Annotated in this window: 14 protein-coding genes; 5 read left to right on the top strand and 9 right to left on the bottom strand. The window is 67.5% G+C overall.

From position 1 onward, the window contains the following. Positions 1-14 precede the first annotated feature (14 nt). Positions 15-1,928: a translational GTPase TypA gene (typA, locus tag L1O03_RS06780; protein ID WP_236118708.1), complete on the bottom strand. Its 1,914-nt coding sequence runs from the start codon at positions 1,926-1,928 to the stop codon at positions 15-17. Between the two features lie 183 nt (positions 1,929-2,111). On the opposite strand from typA, the gene L1O03_RS06775 reads away from it, so the two are divergent. Further along, positions 2,112-2,861: an Rv1157c family protein gene (locus tag L1O03_RS06775; protein WP_236118706.1), complete on the top strand. Its 750-nt coding sequence runs from the start codon at positions 2,112-2,114 to the stop codon at positions 2,859-2,861. A 2-nt stretch (positions 2,862-2,863) separates the two neighbouring features. Then, a complete protein-coding gene (locus tag L1O03_RS06770) occupies positions 2,864-3,397 on the top strand; it encodes a DUF402 domain-containing protein (protein ID WP_236118704.1) in 534 nt (177 codons plus the stop codon). On the opposite strand, the gene L1O03_RS06765 is transcribed toward L1O03_RS06770, so the two are convergent. From L1O03_RS06765 to L1O03_RS06745, 5 genes are all read right to left on the bottom strand, one after another. Beyond that, positions 3,375-4,214: a ribonuclease H family protein gene (locus L1O03_RS06765; protein ID WP_236118703.1), complete on the bottom strand. Its 840-nt coding sequence runs from the start codon at positions 4,212-4,214 to the stop codon at positions 3,375-3,377. The genes L1O03_RS06770 and L1O03_RS06765 overlap by 23 nt on opposite strands. A 32-nt stretch (positions 4,215-4,246) precedes the next feature. Next, positions 4,247-5,953, bottom strand: coding sequence for a dipeptide ABC transporter ATP-binding protein (locus L1O03_RS06760; protein ID WP_236118700.1), 1,707 nt, complete (start codon positions 5,951-5,953; stop codon positions 4,247-4,249). After that, the gene (locus tag L1O03_RS06755; protein WP_236118698.1) at positions 5,950-6,906 is read right to left on the bottom strand and encodes an ABC transporter permease; all 957 of its coding nucleotides are present in this window, start codon (positions 6,904-6,906) and stop codon (positions 5,950-5,952) included. The genes L1O03_RS06760 and L1O03_RS06755 overlap by 4 nt, the downstream gene beginning before the upstream one ends. Next, positions 6,899-7,825, bottom strand: a complete 927-nt coding sequence (locus L1O03_RS06750; RefSeq protein ID WP_236118695.1) for an ABC transporter permease — start codon at positions 7,823-7,825, stop codon at positions 6,899-6,901. The genes L1O03_RS06755 and L1O03_RS06750 overlap by 8 nt, the downstream gene beginning before the upstream one ends. A 115-nt stretch (positions 7,826-7,940) precedes the next feature. Further along, positions 7,941-9,518, bottom strand: a complete 1,578-nt coding sequence (locus L1O03_RS06745; protein ID WP_236118694.1) for a peptide ABC transporter substrate-binding protein — start codon at positions 9,516-9,518, stop codon at positions 7,941-7,943. 298 nt (positions 9,519-9,816) lie between these two features. Here L1O03_RS06745 and L1O03_RS06740 point away from each other — a divergent pair, with 298 nt between their 5' ends. The 3 genes from L1O03_RS06740 to L1O03_RS06730 all read left to right on the top strand — a co-directional run bounded on the left by L1O03_RS06740 (position 9,817) and on the right by L1O03_RS06730 (position 13,224). Next, the gene (locus L1O03_RS06740) at positions 9,817-10,782 is read left to right on the top strand and encodes a DUF808 domain-containing protein (RefSeq protein WP_236118692.1); all 966 of its coding nucleotides are present in this window, start codon (positions 9,817-9,819) and stop codon (positions 10,780-10,782) included. Positions 10,783-10,854: 72 nt separating this feature from the next. Beyond that, complete coding sequence (locus L1O03_RS06735) at positions 10,855-11,952, top strand: lipoate-protein ligase small subunit (RefSeq protein WP_236118691.1); 1,098 nt, start codon at positions 10,855-10,857, stop codon at positions 11,950-11,952. 15 nt (positions 11,953-11,967) lie between these two features. Continuing rightward, on the top strand, positions 11,968-13,224 hold the full coding sequence (locus L1O03_RS06730; protein WP_236118690.1) for a hypothetical protein: 1,257 nt from the start codon (positions 11,968-11,970) through the stop codon (positions 13,222-13,224). A 24-nt stretch (positions 13,225-13,248) separates the two neighbouring features. Here L1O03_RS06730 and L1O03_RS06725 read toward each other — a convergent pair whose 3' ends face one another. The 3 genes from L1O03_RS06725 to selA are packed head-to-tail and all read right to left on the bottom strand — an operon-like array spanning position 13,249 to position 17,035. Next, positions 13,249-13,782 carry an O-acetyl-ADP-ribose deacetylase gene (locus L1O03_RS06725; protein WP_236118689.1) on the bottom strand — a complete coding sequence of 178 codons (534 nt, stop codon included), beginning with the start codon at positions 13,780-13,782 and terminating at the stop codon, positions 13,249-13,251. A gap of 17 nt (positions 13,783-13,799) precedes the next feature. Beyond that, a complete protein-coding gene (selB, locus tag L1O03_RS06720) occupies positions 13,800-15,614 on the bottom strand; it encodes a selenocysteine-specific translation elongation factor (protein WP_236118688.1) in 1,815 nt (604 codons plus the stop codon). Then, positions 15,602-17,035 carry an L-seryl-tRNA(Sec) selenium transferase gene (gene selA / locus L1O03_RS06715; protein WP_236118681.1) on the bottom strand — a complete coding sequence of 478 codons (1,434 nt, stop codon included), beginning with the start codon at positions 17,033-17,035 and terminating at the stop codon, positions 15,602-15,604. The genes selB and selA overlap by 13 nt, the downstream gene beginning before the upstream one ends. Between the last annotated feature and the right edge of the window lie 14 nt (positions 17,036-17,049).

Here is a 17,049-nt window from a genome sequence, read left to right as displayed (position 1 = left end):
CCTCGTTTCTGGTGTTACTTGTTGCGAGCCTTCGCCCGGGCGCGGGCGCGGCCGCGCTCCGTCGCGGAGAGCTCCACCTTGCGCACCCGGAGGATGTCCGGGGTAACCTCCACGCACTCGTCCTGGCCACAGAATTCCATGGCCTCGTCGAGGGAGAGCGTGTGCGCCTTCGCGAGGGTGACCGTCGCCTCCGAGGTCGCGGAGCGCATGTTCGTGAGCTTCTTCTCGCGGGTGATGTTGACGTCGATGTCCTCATCGCGGTTGTTCGCACCCACCACCATGCCTTCGTAGGCCTCGGTGCCGGGCTCGACGAAGAAGGTGCCGCGATCCGCCAGCTGCTGGAGGGCATAGGAGGTGATCTGGCCGGAGCGGTCCGCCACGAGGGATCCCGTCGCGCGATCCTTGATCTCGCCGGCCCAGGGCTTGAGCCCCTCGGAGTAGTGGTTCGCGATGCCCGTGCCGCGGGTCTCCGTCATGAAGGTCGTGCGGAAGCCGATGAGGCCGCGAGCCGGCACCGAGTACTCCATGCGGACCCAGTCGTCGCTGGTGGTGTCCATGCTGAGCATCTGCCCCTTGCGCGAGGCCATGAGCTGCGTGACCGCACCCTGGTACTCGCCGGGGATGTCGATGACGAGGTGCTCGAAAGGCTCGTGCAGCTTGCCGTCGATCTCGTGGGTGACCACCTGGGGCTTGCCGACGGTCAGCTCGAAGCCCTCACGCCGCATCGTTTCCACCAGCACGGAGAGGGCCATCTCGCCGCGGCCCTGCACCTCCCAGGCATCCGGGCGGTCGGTGGGAAGCACGCGAAGCGACACGTTGCCGATGAGCTCCTGGTCCAGGCGCGCCTTCACCATGCGGGCGGTGAGCTTGTCCCCTCCGCCGCGGCCGGCCAGCGGCGAGGTGTTCACGCCGATGGTCATGGAGATCGCCGGCTCATCGACCGTGATGCGCGGCAGGGCAACGGGGTTCTCGGGATCCGCGAGGGTGTCGCCGATCATGACGTCGTCGATACCCGAGATCGCCGCGATGTCCCCCGCGATGACCTCCTTCACGGGGACGCGGGTCATCCCCACCGTGGAGAGAAGCTCCGCGATCTTGGCGACCTTGACGTGCTGGTTGCCCTCATCGTCGTAGTGGATCCACGCGACCTGCTGCCCCTTGCGCAGCACCCCGGAGTGGACGCGGACGAGGCCGATGCGCCCGAGGAAGGAGGAGGAGTCAAGGTTGGTGACGTGCGCCTGGAGCGGGGCGTCGATGGTGGCCGTCGGCTCCGGAAGCGTGTGGTAGAGCACGTCGAAGAGCTCCTGGAGGTCCTCTGCCTCGGGGGCGCAGCCGTTGCCCGGGTTCTTCGTGCTCGCGCGGCCCTCGCGGCCGGAGGCGTAGAGCACCGGGAGGTCAAGGAGCTGCTCCGCTGCGGCGGCTGCCTCCTCATCGTCGAGGGAGGACGCGAGCTCCAGCAGGAGGTCCTGGGATTCCTCCACGACCTCGTCGATCCGCGCATCCGGGCGGTCCGTCTTGTTCACGCAGATGATGACCGGCATCTTCGCCTCCAGCGCCTTCCCCAGCACAAAGCGGGTCTGGGGAAGCGGCCCCTCGGAGGCGTCGACGAGGAGCACCACGCCATCCACCATGGAGAGCGCACGCTCAACCTCACCGCCGAAGTCCGCGTGACCCGGGGTATCGATGACGTTAATCACCAGGTCATTGCCGTCCTTGCCGGCCCCCTTCCGGCGGATAGCGGTGTTCTTGGCCAGGATGGTGATGCCCTTTTCCTTCTCCAGATCACCCGAGTCCATCACGCGATCAGCGACCTCCTCATGCTCGCTGAACACGCCGGACTGCTCCAGCATGGCGTTGACGAGAGTGGTCTTGCCATGGTCGACGTGGGCGACAATGGCAACATTACGAAACTCAGGGTGAGTGCTCACGAGGTGGAAACTCCTAGACACGATTGCGGGATAGCGTTATTAGAGTACTCCGCGCTCCCCCACGATGCACCTTGCTGCACCGCGTTCCCGTCGCGCTTACCGCTCCCGGCCGCGCCCCCGACCCTGCCGGGTACACTAACGACTGTTTGGGACCCGCCCGTCGTCCAACCCTAGGAGAACCTCGTGCAGCGACCCAGCCAGCATCCCCGCCGTCGCCTCGGCAGCGCCCTCGCCGCGGTGCTCACCGCCGGCAGCCTCCTCAGCCTGCCCGCCGTCACCGCGACGGCCGAGGACGCGCCGAACCACGCCGCTGCAGGGGCCGCCGCCCCGGCGTATGTCACCCTGCCCGACGGGCGCCAGGTGGAGCTGCCCGTCGACGCCCTTGGCCGCCCGAGCCCCGAAGTTCTCCAGCAGATCACCCGCGCGGCGAACACCCCCGGGCTGCCCGAGGACATCCGCGACATGATGCTCGCCGCCGTGTCCTTCTTCTCCGGGGAGATGGGCGGCGGCCCCGAGCTCCCCGAGAACGGCCCCCGGATCCACCAATTCGGTTGGCCCTCCGTGGCCGGGCACTGCATTGGCGGGGCGATGGACTCGGTGGGCAGCGCGCTGGCCGTCGTCGGCCCCTCGGAGATCCCCTCCCCCGGCGCGGGCGAGGGCCAGACCTCCTTCCTCTTCACCGCCCTCGGCACCAAGCCTGCGGAGAAGGATCAGCAGGATTCCCTCCGCGTCCACTGGGTGAACCTCTCCACGCTGCACTACGGCCGCACTGCGCTGGGCAACCACGGCATCAACCCGGATGGGCCGGCCACGGTCTCCGGCACGGCGGACACGGGCCGCGGGCTCATCCTCGCCGGTCTGGAGGGCTCAGTCCGCACAGGTGATGGCACCTGCTCCTTCTCCCCCACCGCCGCTCTCATCGATGCACGATAACCATGGTTGATCTCCACCCCGTCAAGGAAGAACTCTTCGACATCCCGGCGCGCCTCAACATCGACCCGAAGGGCTTCCACCGCGCCGTGGACACGTACGAGCGCACGGACTTCGGCCTCTACATGGGCCGCGGCGCCGATCACCCGCGCTTCGGCTACCTGGAAAGCTGGCTTCTTCCCGCGCTCAGCCTTCGCATCAACATCTTTCACTTCCGCCCCCACGTGACAACGGGGCAACTCTACTACTGCGACGTGGCGGAGATTATCGACGACGGCGAGCGCATGCGCACCCGCGATCTCTATATTGACCTCGTGACACACCGGGACAAGGACCTCGAGGTCCTGGACATCGATGAGCTCGCCGCCGCCACTGCGGCCGGCCTGCTCAGCCCCGCCGACGCGGAGCGCGCCATCGAGGCGACCCTCCACGCCGTCGAGGGCATCACCCGGGCCGGCGATGACCTCATGGCCTGGCTCCGCGCCGAAGGCTACCCCCTCACCTGGGCAGACAGCGTCACCCTTCAGCCAGCGGGCTGACTTGGTGCTGGGCCAGCTCCCAGCGACCCCGCTCCGCGATCCACACGGATGAGCGCAGCGCCGGCTCAGAAGTCTGGCTGCGGATGATCGCCACCCCCTCGCGCGGGATCTGCACGTCGAGGGAACTTGGGCTCAGCCTCCGCGGCTCCTCACCGATGAGGACGAAGTCTTTCCGGCGCGGGGCCCGGCCGCTGCGCAGCCAGTTCTTTTCGCGGAGGGCCAGCTCGTCTTCCTCCCCCTGGGTGGGGAGCTCGAAAAGCCCTTCCTGGCTGGGCGCCGCGGGGCCGGACGGGGCGGGTGCGGCGGAGGCGGAGGCCGTGGCGGTGTCCGCCTCCACCACCTCCCCGGCGCCGGGGAATCCCGGGCCAGTCTCCGGCTTCTTCCCCCGGGAAAAGGCCGTGGCCGCCGCGCGGGCGCGCTCATCGGCGGCCTCGTTGAGCGGATGCCCCGCATGCCCCTTCACCCAGCGAAAATCGACGGCGCCGCGGCGATCGTGGAGGGCCGCGTCGAGCTGCTTGAGAAGATCAACATTCTTGGGCGTGCTCTTGTCCTTCTTGCGCCACCCCTGGCGCTTCCAGCCGGGCATCCACTGCGTGAGCGACTTGATGACGTACTGGCTATCACAGCAAATGACCAGGTCATCCGGCACGTGCGCGGTGGAGAGGAGAAGGTGGAGCACCGACTGCAGCTCCCCCCGGTTGTTGGTGCTCTTCTCCCAGCCCCCGGCCGCCCAGGTGTCGTCGTCGATGTACCAGGCCCAGCCGGCCGGGCCCGGGTTGCCGAGTGCGGAGCCGTCCGCCGCTGCGATGATCGTCATGGCGACTATCGTGCCACACCCGGCATACCCGGCTAGGAGGAGGCCGCTCCCCCGCCGAGCGGAATGCCGAGCCCCGGCACCGCGTCGATGAGGTCGCGGGTGTACTCCTGCTGCGGATGGTGGAAGATGTCATCCGCCGTGCCCTGCTCTACCACGGCACCGTTTTGCATGACGACGATGTCATCCGCGGTCTGGCGGACCACCGCGAGGTCATGCGTGATGAAGAGGTAGGACAGGCCCAGCTCCTCCTGCAGCTGCGCGAGCAGCAGAATGATCTGGTTCTGGACGAGGACGTCGAGCGCGGAGACGGCCTCGTCGAGAACAAGGACCTCCGGCTGGAGGGCGAGCGCGCGGGCGATGGCGATGCGCTGGCGCTGCCCGCCGGAGAGCTCGTTGGGATAGCGGCGCATGGTAGAGGCCGGCATGGCCACCATGTCGAGGAGCTCCGCCACCCTCTTCTCCCGCTCCTTGCGATTGCCCACCTTGTGGAGGAGAAGGGGCTCCTCGATGCTGCGGTAGATGGAATACATTGGGTCGAGGGAGGCATAGGGGTTCTGGAAGACCACCTGCATCTTGCGGCGCATCGCGAAGAGGTCGCGTGCACCGAGCGTCGAAAGATCCGTGCCCTTGTAATAAATCTTCCCCTCGGTGGGGTCGATGAGGTTGAGGATCATGTTCGCCACGGTGGACTTGCCCGAGCCACTCTCGCCGACAAGCGCGAGCGTCGTTCCAGTACGCAGGCCGAAGCTCACGTCGTCGACGGCGCGGAGAACCGACTTCTTCCCCCGCGCGCCGCGCACATCGAACTCTTTCACGAGGTGCGAGACGCGAATAATCTCCGACTCCGTGTCATCTACCCCGCTCTGCGCCGAGCGCGCCACGCGATCCTTCGCAGTGTGGCCTGCGGCCTCGGCCGTCTGGATCCGTGCCGACGCCAGCGAAGGTGCCGCCTGCACGAGGCGCTGGGTGTAGGGGTGGTGCGGGTCCTGGAGGATGTCGAGGCTCGGCCCGCTCTCCACGATCCGCCCACGGTGCATGACCACCAGGTGCTCGGCGCGCTCGGCGGCCAGACCCAGGTCATGGGTGATGAAGAGCAGCGCGGTATTGAGCTCCTCCGCGAGCTTCTGAAGGTGATCGAGGATGCGCTTTTGCACCGTGACGTCGAGCGCCGAGGTGGGCTCGTCGGCGATGAGCAGGTCTGGGCGGGCCGCCAAGCCCATCGCGATGAGCGCGCGCTGGCGCATACCGCCCGAGAACTCGTGGGGGTACTGGCGGGAGCGGCGCTCGGCGTCGGGGAGGCCGGCCTCGCCGAGGAGCTCCGTCACCCGCTGGGGGATCTCCTTCGACGGGACGGTCTTGTTCGCCTGAAGGCTCTCCCCAATCTGGGTGCCGATGCGCCACACCGGGTTGAGGTTGGTCATCGGGTCCTGGGGGACGAGGCCGATCTCCGCGCCGCGGATCTTCTCAAACTCCTTCTCCTCCAGGTGCGTGATGTCGCGCCCCTTGAAGAGGATCTGGCCACTCGTCACCGTGCCCGTACCGGGCAGGAGGCCGAGGATGGACATGGCCGTCGTCGACTTGCCGGAGCCGGACTCCCCCACAATCGCGACCGACTGCCCGGGGTACATCGTGAGGTTCGCGCCGCGGACGGCCTCCACGGTGCCGGTGCTCGATTCGAAAGCAATGTGGACGTCGCGCATCTCCAGCAGCGGCGTCGTCTGCGTCTCAGTGGTGGTCATCGTTTCCTCGCCTTCGGATCCAGGGCGTCGCGGACGACATCGCCCATCATGATGAAGCTCAACACGGTGAGGGCCAGGGCCATCGCCGGGTAGAAGAGAACCATCGGCTTCGTGCGCAAGCTGGCCTGGGCCTGGGAAATGTCCCCGCCCCAGGACACGATGCTCGTCGGAAGGCCGATGCCCAGGAAGGACAGGGTGGCCTCCGCCACGATGAAGCTTCCCAGGGCCACCGTCGCGTAGACGATGATCGGCGCCGCCGCGTTGGGGAGGATGTGGCTGGTCAACATATGCCACTTCGAGGCCCCCAACGAGCGGGAAGCCGTGACATATTCCTCGTTCTTCACGCTCATCACCGCGCCGCGCGTGATGCGCGCGATCTGCGTCCAGCCGAAGATCGTCAGCACGATGACCACCGTGAGGATGGTGCGGTGCTCCTTGAAAACCTGCATGACGACGATCGCCGCGAGCACCAGCGGCACCGCGAAGAAGATGTCCGTGATACGGGAGAGCAGCGTGTCGAGGAAGCCGCCGAAGAAGCCGGCAATCGCGCCGATGATGGTCCCCAGCAGCGTCACCGCCACCGTCGTGAGGACGCCGACGGCCACCGAGGCGCGCGCGCCATAAATGGTGCGGGCGTAGATGTCACACCCCTGGCGGTCAAAGCCGAAGGGGTGGCCACTCTCTGGGGCGTGCAGTGACTTCCCCAGCTCACACATGCGCGGATCAACGCTGGTGAACAGGCTCGGGACGACCGCCATGAGGATGGCGATGAGGATAAGCAGCGCGGACACCCAGAACAGCGGGCGACGGCGAAGGTTCTTCCAGGCCTCGCCCCAGAGCGAGGTCGGGGCGGAGGCATCCGGGATGGCGTCGACGGCACCGAGTCCGCTCTCATCAGTCTCGGCAACGAAGCGCTCCTGACCCGGACGGGGTGTGCGGAGTTCTTTAGACATAGCGGATCCTTGGGTCGAGGACGGCGTAGAGGAGGTCGACGATGAGGTTGGCAATGATGTAGACAATGACGAGCACCGTGGTGAACGAGACCACCGTCGAGGCCTCACCGCGGAGAATCGCCTGGTAGATCGAGCCACCCACGCCGTTGATCGCGAAGATGCCCTCCGTGACGATGGCCCCGCCCATGAGGGCGCCGAGGTCAGCGCCGAGGAAGGTGGCCACCGGGATGAGCGAATTACGCAGCACGTGGCGGCCCATCACCGTCTTGTTCGAGAGCCCCTTGGCCCGCGCGGTCCGCACATAGTCAGCCTGGAGATTCTCACTCACCGACTGGCGCGTCAGCCGGAGAACATAGGCGAAGGACAGCGCACCCAGCACGATAGCGGGCATGAGCAGGGAGTACAGGTCCTCGTGACTACCCACCGTCACGGGGAAGATCCCCCACTCCACGCCGAAGAGGAACTGGAAGACGAAGCCGATGACGAAGGAGGGGACGGCAATGACGAAGAGGGAGACGACGAGCACCGTCGAGTCGAAGATTCCACCGCGGCGGATGCCCGCGATGACACCGAAAATGATCCCGAAGACGGCCTCAAAGATGAGTGCCATGATGGCGAGCTTGATCGTCACGGGGAAGGCGTCGGCCATGGCCTGGGCAACGGGGCGGCCGGAGAAGGTCGTGCCGAAGTCCAGGGTGAAAATCCCCTTGAGATAGAGGAGGTATTGAATGATGAACGGCTTGTCGAGGTGGTATTCCGCGACAATCCGCTGACGGGCGGCCTCGGTGACGCCGCGGTCGCCGCCCAGGGCAGCTACCGGGTCACCCGGCATGAGGAAGACCAGCGCATAGAGCAGAAGAGTGGCCCCAAGGAAGACGGGGATCATCTGCAGAAGTCTGCGCCCAATGTATCGGAGCATGTAATGTTCCTTTGCTCAATGAGAGGACATGTCCGAGCACGCCCAAGCCCCGCATCAGAGGCGAGCCTATGAGCGGGGCTGACGTGAAGAGAGCCTCGGAGAGGTCCGGAAGGGTTTAGCTCTTCGTGATCGCGTAGTAGAGGGGCTGCGAGCGCCAGTCGAACTCCACGTTGCTGACGGCCTCGGAGGAGCCGCCCGTCACGTTGGAGTACCACAGCGGGATGGACGGAAGATCCTGGAGCAGGATCTCCTGGGCCTCGTTGTAGTGCGGAACTGCCTCCTCCGGGGTGGCGGAGCCGGCGGCCTCGTTCAGCTTGGCGTCGAAGTCCTTGTTGGAGTAGTCGGAGTCATTCGAGCCTGCACCAGTTCCCCACTGGGAACCCAGGAAGTTCCCGAGCGAGGGGTAATCCGCCTGCCAGCCAGTGCGGAAGCCACCCTTGATGGTGCGGTTCGTGATGTCATCGCGGAGGGACTTGAAGTCCGGGTAGGGGTTGCCCGAGGCCTCGATGCCCAGGGTGTTCCGGATGGAGTTCGTCACCGCATCGACCCAGGCCTGGTGCCCGCCATCAGCGTTGTAGGCGATGGTGAACTGGCCGTCGAAGGGCGCGATCTTCTCCGCCTTGGCCCACAGCTCCTTGGCCTTCTCCGGGTTGTACTTGAGGACGTCCACACCCTTGAGGTCATCGGAGTGGCCGGGAATCACCGGGGAGGTGAAGTCCGTGGCCGGGGTGCGGGTGCCGCCGAAGATCTGCGAGGTGATCTCCTCACGGTTGATCGCCATGGAGAGAGCGGCGCGACGGAGCTTGCCTTCCTCGCCCTCGAAGTGCGGGGTGCCCTCGGCGATGGTGAAGCTCTGCGAGACCGCGACGGGCTTGTTCACCGCGCGGTCGCCGAGGTCCGACTCGAAGGTGGAGAAGGCGGTGTCCGGGACGGCGTCGAGGACGTCGAGGTTGCCGGCGAGGAGGTCATTGTAGGCAGCATCCTGCTGGGCGTAGAAGACGAACTTGATGCCGTCGTTCTTGGCGATGCGATCACCGTTGTAGTGCTCGTTGGGCAGCAGGGTGGCGTTTTCGCCGTGGTTCCACGAGTCGAGGGTGTAGGGGCCATTGCCGATGGGCTTCTGGCCGTACGCCTTGATGTCATCAAAGGCGGACTCGTGCATCGGGAAGTAGGCGCTGTAGCCGAGGCGCTGCGGGAAGTCGGCCTCCGGCTGCTCCAGCTCGATGGTGAACGTGTGATCGTCGACCACCTTGAGACCCTCGAGGGAATCCACGCCCTCCTTGTAGCCCTTGATGGGCTCAAAGAAGTAGGAGTTGAGCAGGGACTCCCGGACGGCGTAGTTCCAGGCGTCGACGAAGTTCTTCGAGGTCAGCGGCGAGCCATCGGAGAAGGTGAGGTCCTTCTTCAGGGTGACCTTGTACGTCTTATCCCCCTCGAGGTCGATGGACTCGGCCATATCGTTGTGGGTCTTCCCCTCGGCGTCGTAGTAGATGAGGCCGGAGTAGAGCATGTCCACGATGCGGCCGCCACCCACCTCATTGGTGTTGGCGGGGATAAAGGGATTCTGGGGCTCAGAGCCATTAACGGTGATGATCCCGCCGTCGCTGGAGCCTGAGCCGCCGCCACCGCACGCGGCCATGGAGAGCGCCACGCCCGTCGCGCCCAGAAGCACCACTGCCTTCTTCAATCCCATGTGTTTCCTCCCGGGGTTGGTTTCGGTCAACGCTATCTAGCTTCCTATAGAAATCCTGAGAACTTCAATGCCCGTTGCGGACGTGACCTGCCCCTCATGTACCTGAAGCTCAGTTTCATCGCGTTAAATGCCGTTTAACCTGCGAGTTTCTCAGTTCACAGGATCGAACTCTTATGATCGAGCTCTCCCCAAGGGGGTAGCCGAAGCCCCCGAAAACTACCCCCACCGTTTCTCGGGGCGCTCCCCCACACGCGCTAAGATTTCCAGCGACACTCCCGGCCCGAAAGGAGAACCACCCATGGCTGGTGGGATCGCCGCCCTGCTCGATGATGTTGCTGCCATCGCCCGGACCGCAGCATCCAGCGTCGATGACATCGCGACGACGGCAGGGCGCACGAGCCTCAAGGCGGCGGGCGTCGTCGTCGACGACACTGCCGTCACACCCCAGTACGTGCAGGGCATCACCCCGGCGCGCGAGCTCCCCATGATCTGGCGGATCACCAAGGGCTCGCTCCGAAACAAGCTGCTCATCATCCTGCCGATCGCACTTATCCTCAGCGCTTTCGCCCCGTGGGCACTCACGGCCATCCTCATGCTCGGTGGCTCCTACCTCTGTTATGAGGGGGCGGAGAAGATCGTCCATTGGATTGCCTCGCGCCGCGAGGAGCACATCCCGGCCAGCGAGCAGGGGCAGGAATCCGAGGACAGCCTCGTGCGCAGCGCCATCCGCACCGACCTCATCCTCTCCGCGGAGATCATGGTCATCTCCATCAACGACCTCCGCGATGACCCGCTGCTCACGCAGGCTCTGACGCTCATCGTCGTGGCGCTCATCATGACCGCCCTCGTCTACGGCGTGGTGGCGCTGCTCGTGAAGATGGACGACGTGGGCCTGCACGCCATGAAGACGCACGACGGCGCCCTCGCGCGCTGTGGCCATGTCCTGGTCAAGGCCATGCCGTGGGTGCTGCGCGTTCTCAACATCGTGGGTACCTTCGCCATGCTGTGGGTGGGCGGGCACATCCTCGTCACCGGGCTCGCGGAATGGGGCTGGCCGCTCCTCGAGGAGTGGGAGCATCACGCGGCCCACGCCGTCGGCGAGGGGGCGCTGGGCTGGTGCGCGGAGACCGGGATCAGCCTGGTAGTCGGGGCTCTGTGGGGGCTCATCATCCTCGGCGTGGTGACCGGGGTGGCGCGGATCCTGCCCCGACGCTCCGCGGATGCGAAGGATGCTGAGGACACGAAGGAGCCCGCCTCCGCCTAGGCGCCGGCGTCCACTCCCCGCCGGCCGTGCGCGGGCCTCCACCTTTCGATGGATGCACATTAGGCTGTGGGCATGACTGATTCTTCTCACGAATCCTCCCACGTCCATTCCGAGATTAAGGTTCCGGGCGGGAAGCTCGTCGTCGCGGATGCGGACATTGAGGCGAACCACCTGCGCAATGTGCACATCTCGGGGGACTTCTTCCTCGAACCGGACGAGGCCTTCGACGTGCTGAGCTCCAGCCTTGAGGGGTCCTCCGTCAGCGAGGACACGACGGCCCTGCGCAATAAGCTCGACGCGGCACTCAGCGCCTGCGGCAGCGAGACCGGCAAAAAGGTCGAGCTGCACGGGGTGAGCACTCGCGACATCGCCCAGGTGCTGCGCCGGGCGGTCTGCCGAGCCACGGACTTCACCGACCATTCCTGGGAGGTCATCCACTCCCCCGTCGTCCCCACCCCGATCAATGTCGCCCTCGACGAAGTCATGCTCGAGCAAGTTCGCACCGGCCAGCGCGGCCCGACGCTGCGCATCTGGGAATGGAATGATCGCGCCACCGTCATTGGCTCCTATCAGTCCTATGTCAACGAGCTCAACCCGGAGGGCGTCACGGAGAATAATGTCACCGTGGTCCGTCGTATTTCCGGGGGTGGGGCCATGTTTATGGAGGGCGGAAACTGCGTCACCTATTCGCTCTATATCCCGGAGAGTCTCGTCGCGGGGCTGAGCTATGAGGACTCCTATGAATTCCTCGACCGCTGGGTGCTCGCGGCCCTCGCCCGCCACGGGGTCAAGGCCTGGTATGTGCCGATTAATGACATCACGTCAACCGGCGGAAAGATCGGTGGCGCTGCGCAGAAGCGCCGCGGCGGGGCGATTCTCCACCACGTCACCATGTCCTATGACATCGATGCCGATATGATGACCCGAGTGCTTCGCATTGGGAAGGCGAAGATCGCGGATAAGGGTATTCGCAGCGCGAAAAAGCGTGTGGATCCGCTGAAGAGCCAAACGGGTTCCTCGCGCGCGGAGATTATCGATACCCTCATCGAGACCTTCTCCCAACGCTATGGTGCTCAACCCGCCGAATTATCGGAGGCTGATCTGGAGGCGGCCCAGTCGCTCGTCGATACTAAATTTGGTACCGATGAATGGACGCACCGTGTTCCCTAGGAAATAGAGGTCATCATGCCGATTAGTCCCTATCCTGTTCCCGCGCGTGCGGCGGGCACCACCCATGCGGCGCAGCTCGACGACGCCCACCAGGCGATTCTCTTCTCCCACCTGCAGAAGAACGTGGTGCCCCAGCAGGGCCTCACGATCCCCGTCACGCTGCTCGCGGACTTCCGCAGCGGTGGATTCAAGGTGAAATGGGACTACGGCATCATCGGCTCTCTCCCGGCGGATTTCCGGGCTCGCTTCCCCCACCTCAACGCGCTCCTCGCGGCGGGGCGTAACCCCGAGACGCAGGCGGAGCTCCACCTGGTGGATGGCACCCTCCACACCCTCGTCCTCCTCGCCGATGATGAGCTCCTCCTCCCTGCTAACGAGGGCCCCGCCGAGCCCTGGGGCCTCCTCCGCGAAGGCCGGGGGCAGCCCTACCCCGTGGAGCTCAGCGATCCCTCCGCCTGCTCCGCCTATGCCGGCCGGCAGGTGCTCTGCGTCCTCGACCTGGGGGACACGCGCACCGAGCTCCGCGTCTCCCTCGATGGGCGCGCTATCGGGACAGCCACGAGCGCCCCCGAGGAGCTCGTGCAGCTCGTCTACCACTATCAGGCGCTCGGGCTTATCGCCGTGGCCAGGGGCTACGTCGAGGGCTCAGGCGATGGGCTCCACCTCGAAGTCCTGGACCCCGAGGAGATCACGGAGGATGACCTCGAGCCGCCGCTCTCCCCCATCGAGCACGTGGAACTCGTGGGCCTCGAGGAAGAAAAGGCGCGCAGCGCGCGTGCCAGGAGTGATGCCGCGGACTCCGACTCCGCAGGCCATCTCGACGACGAGGGCGGCGCCACCCACCCGGATGAGGAGGGAAACTGGTCCCTTCGCATGCCCTCCAACAAGTTCGCCGCCCCCACCCCCGAGCAAATCCGCGCCCACCGGGAGAAGATCCGCGTGCACTCGCCGGCCTCCCTCGCGGAGGGTCCCGATGATCCGGGCGCGACCAGCGTCTTCGCCGCTCTTCCCGACGAGGACCCGGTGGTCGGGGTGGCCGGGCCGGAGCTCGCCGAGCCTGCCTCCGCGAAGGACCTCCCCACTCCCCCGCTTCCGCGCGCGGAGCACGCCGAGAAGCGCCCGGCCCCGGCGCCCGCCCCTCAGGCCTCCGTTCCCGCGCCAGCGCAGGACGAACCCCGGTCCTCGACGCCCGACTCCCGGGCATGGATCTGGGCTTTGCTCGCGCTCATCGCAGTGCTCATCATCTCCGCGCTCATCGTCTTCACCATGTAAGACACCCCGGATCGCTAGTCGAACTTAGCGTGAGGAGCTAGCCGCCAGCGCCCGCCGCAGCGCCTCCTCCGCGTCGGGGCTATAGGCCACGAGGATGACCTCCTCGACGCCCTGGGCCTCACCCTTCAGGGCGGCGGAGCAGGAGTCCACCGCGATCTGCGCCGCGTCCTCGAGGGGCCAGCCGTAAACCCCCGCTGAGATGAGGGGGAAGGACACCCGACGGGCGCCCAGGCGTGCGGCCTCGCTTAGGCACGAGCGATAACAGGAGCGCAACACCGCAGAGCGATCCTCACCCCGGGAGTACACCGGCCCGGCCGTATGAATCACCCACCGGGCGGGCAGGCGGCCGGCCGTCGTCGACACCGCCTCACCGCGAGGAAGCCCCTCCGGGAGGCGAGTGCGGCGTAGCTCCTGACACTCGGCGAGGATCTCAGGACCACCGGCGCGGTGGATCGCGCCATCGACGCCCCCGCCGCCCAGAAGCCCGGGGTTCGCGGCGTTGACGATGGCATCGACGGGGATGCTCGTTATGTCTCCGGATTGCATAGTGACCGTCATGGCCGCATTATGGCACGTCAGCCGCCTAGAACTCGACGGCGAGTCGCATCAACCCGGCGCGTCAGCCGCTGAGTATCCAAGAACTCCAGCAGAGGCACTGCCACGCGACGGGTGGTATCCAACGCCCGGCGCGCCTCCGAGAGCGTGAACTCCCCGCCCAGGCCGCGGAGGATCGCCACCGCCTTCTCCGGCGCCGAGGCCAACAAGACGACGGACTTGTCCTGGCCCAGCCGGATGATCCGGCCGGCGCGCTCGGCGGCTGCCAGCTGGGCGGGGCTGAGGCCGAGATCGCGGAGCTCACCGGCGTCGGGGGCGCGGAAAGGCTCCTCTGCCAGCCACTCCTCGATGGTGGCGATCCCCCGCTCCGCCGGGCCAAGGTCGATGCGCCGGCCGGGCTCGCGCACCCGACCCTCGTGGATCTCCAGGCCGGCCTCCTGCGCCACCGCGCGAACAAGCTCCTGATCGCTCACCCCCAAGACGGAGGCGGCCTCCCCGAGCAGCAGGCCGGGGCTCAGGGCGTCGAGAGCCTTCACCTTCTCGGAGAGCATCCCAGCACGGCCGCGAAGCCACTGCGCCGAGGCCCACCACGGGCCCACGGCGCGCACCCCGGGCGGGCACTGCGCGGTGGGAACGCCCATCCGGCGGCAGTCCTCCCGGAGGAGAATCCCCGCCGCCTCCACGAGCCGACGCCCACCCGGCACGCCCGGGTGGCGCTGGAGTTCCTCCGCGCGGCGCCGGCCATCGCCGCGACGCACCAACTCCGGCGGGAAAAGGTCCACCACCTGCACCCCCGCCGCCACCGCATGGTCCCCGGCCGCGCGGAGAATCACCCGGTCACCCAGGCGCAGAGGCAGCGGGGCGGGCCAGCGCAGCCGCGCGTGTCTGCTTCCCAGGGGGCGGCAATGCACCTCGTCCTGCCGGGTTCCCAGGTGCGCCATGAGGGTCCCCGGGAGATCCCGCGCATCCTCCACCGCGGCGAGGGCATGCGGGCACACCTCGACGTCCACCTCCCGCCGCAGCAGCCAGTCCCCGGGGCTCAGCAGGGCGTCGCCCCGATGCACCTCGTCGCTTCCGATGCCGCGGAGGTTCACCGCGGCGCGCGCCGGGGGAAGGATCGCCGGCTGGGCCTCGTTCTCGGAGTGCAGCCCGCGGATGCTGACCTCGCGGGGGTGGCCGTCGGCCCCACAGTGGAGGAGGGTGTCACCGCGGCGCAGAGTTCCCGCGCCGAGGGTGCCCGTCACGACGGTGCCCGCCCCGGTGATACTGAAAGAGCGGTCAAGCCAGAGCCGGATTGGGCCGTCCGGGTCCGCCGGCTCCTCGTTTTCTGCCCGGTCGAGGAGGGCGTCGAGGACGTGGCGGAGCTCATCCACGCCCTCGCCGCTCACGGCGGAGACAGAGAGGATGGGGGCCTGGGAAAGAAGGGTGTCACCTAGGCGGCGTCGAATATCCGCGATGACCTCCTCCCGGCGCGCCGCCGAGGCCCGATCACAGCGGGTGAGTGCGATGAGCACATGGCGAATCCCCAACGAGAGCAGCGCGGCGCAGTGATCCGTGGTCTGCTGCTGCCAGCCCTCGTCGGCGGCGATGACCAGGCACACCGCCCGCACGGGCCCCACGCCCGCGAGCATGTTGCCCAGGAATCGCTCGTGGCCGGGAACGTCCACAAAGGCGAGGTCGCGCCCGGAGGGGAGCCTCGTCCACACGAAGCCGAGGTCAATGGTGAGCCCGCGCTCCTTCTCCTCCGCCCAGCGGTCCGGCTCCATCCCCGTGAGCGCGGCGACGAGCGTCGATTTCCCATGGTCAACATGCCCGGCGGTGGCTATGACGGACACGAGGGATCCTCCTTCTCTCCCTTTTCGGGATTCGTGGCGCCGGTGCCCCGCCCTCTGCCCGCAAGGACCGCGCGCACCGCACGAAGCACCTCCGCATCCTGTGCGGGTGGCACGCAGCGCAGGTCGAGTAAGCATGCCCCCTGGTGCACCCGCCCCAGCACCGGCGGGGTGCCCGCGCGCAGCGGGGCCGCAGCCCACTCCGGTAGGCGAAGCGCCCATCCCGGCAGCGGCACCCCCGGGGCTCCCCCGCCGCCGACGCGCCCGTCGTGCTCACAGACCTCGACGCCTACCTCGCCGCCGGCAGCCGGATCGCCCTCGCGGAGCTGCCCGCTGAGGGATGCCGCCAGGCGCTCGCAGCGGGAACGCAGCTCCTCCGGGTCGGCATGAAGGCTGGCGTACACCGGCACGTCCGCGGCGGGGGCCGTCAGCGTCGCGTGGAGCGCGGCGAGGGTGCTCTTGTTCGTGCGCACGGCCCGTGCCAGCGGGTGGCGAGCCATGCGCCGGATGGCCTCCGCTCGCCCGAGGACGATGCCTGCCTGCGGCCCGCCGAGAAGCTTATCTCCGCTGGCCAGGACGATATCGGCGCCGGCGCGCAGAACGCTCTCCGCGTCCGGTTCTCCGGGGAGAAGGGGGTCGGGGCGCAGCAGGCCGGAGCCGGCATCCATGATGAGCGGCAGGCCCCGCCCGTGCGCGATGCGCGCGAGCTCCCCCACCCCCACCTCAGTGTGGAAGCCCTCCACCCGGTAGTTCGAGGGGTGGACCTTGAGGATTGCGCCGGCCTTCGGGCCGATCGCCTCCTCATAGTCGCGGGCATGGGTCCGGTTGGTGGAGCCCACCTCCTTCAGCCGCACCCCCGTGGACTCGATGAGCTCGGGCAGGCGGAAGCCGGCACCAATCTCGATGAGCTCTCCCCTGCTGATGATGAGCTCGGCGCCCGGCCCCGCGAGAGCCGCAGTCGACAGCAACAGCGCCGCCGCACCATTGTTCACCACCAGGGCGTCCTCGGCGGCCGGGCAGGCGTCGAGGAGCGCCTCACGCGCCTCCGCCCCGCGCTGCCGGGAGCGCACGCCGCGGCGCATGTCCATCTCCACGGGGACGGGGCCGGCGGCATCGACCAACGCCCTCTGCGCGGCCTCCGAGAGGGCGGCGCGCCCCAGGTTGGTGTGGACGACGACGCCCGTCGCATTGATCACCGGCCGCCACCCGCTCGGATGCTCGGCGACGTGGCGCAGGGAGCGGGCAACCTCGGCGGCCACCTCCTCGGGGGCGCACTCGCCTCTCCGGGCACGGTCTTGAGCTCGACGGATCTCGCCGCGCACCCGCACCGCATCCACCGAGTCCAGCCACGGCACAAGGGCCGGGTGCTGGAGGAGGGCGTCGGTGCGGGGAATGTGGCGGCGAGGATCGCTTCCCGATGGCATGGCGACCTCCGCTT

It is taken from the genome of Corynebacterium uropygiale, from assembly GCF_021568315.1.
GTDB lineage: Bacteria > Actinomycetota > Actinomycetes > Mycobacteriales > Mycobacteriaceae > Corynebacterium > Corynebacterium uropygiale.
This window is presented reverse-complemented; position numbering and strand designations above follow the sequence as displayed.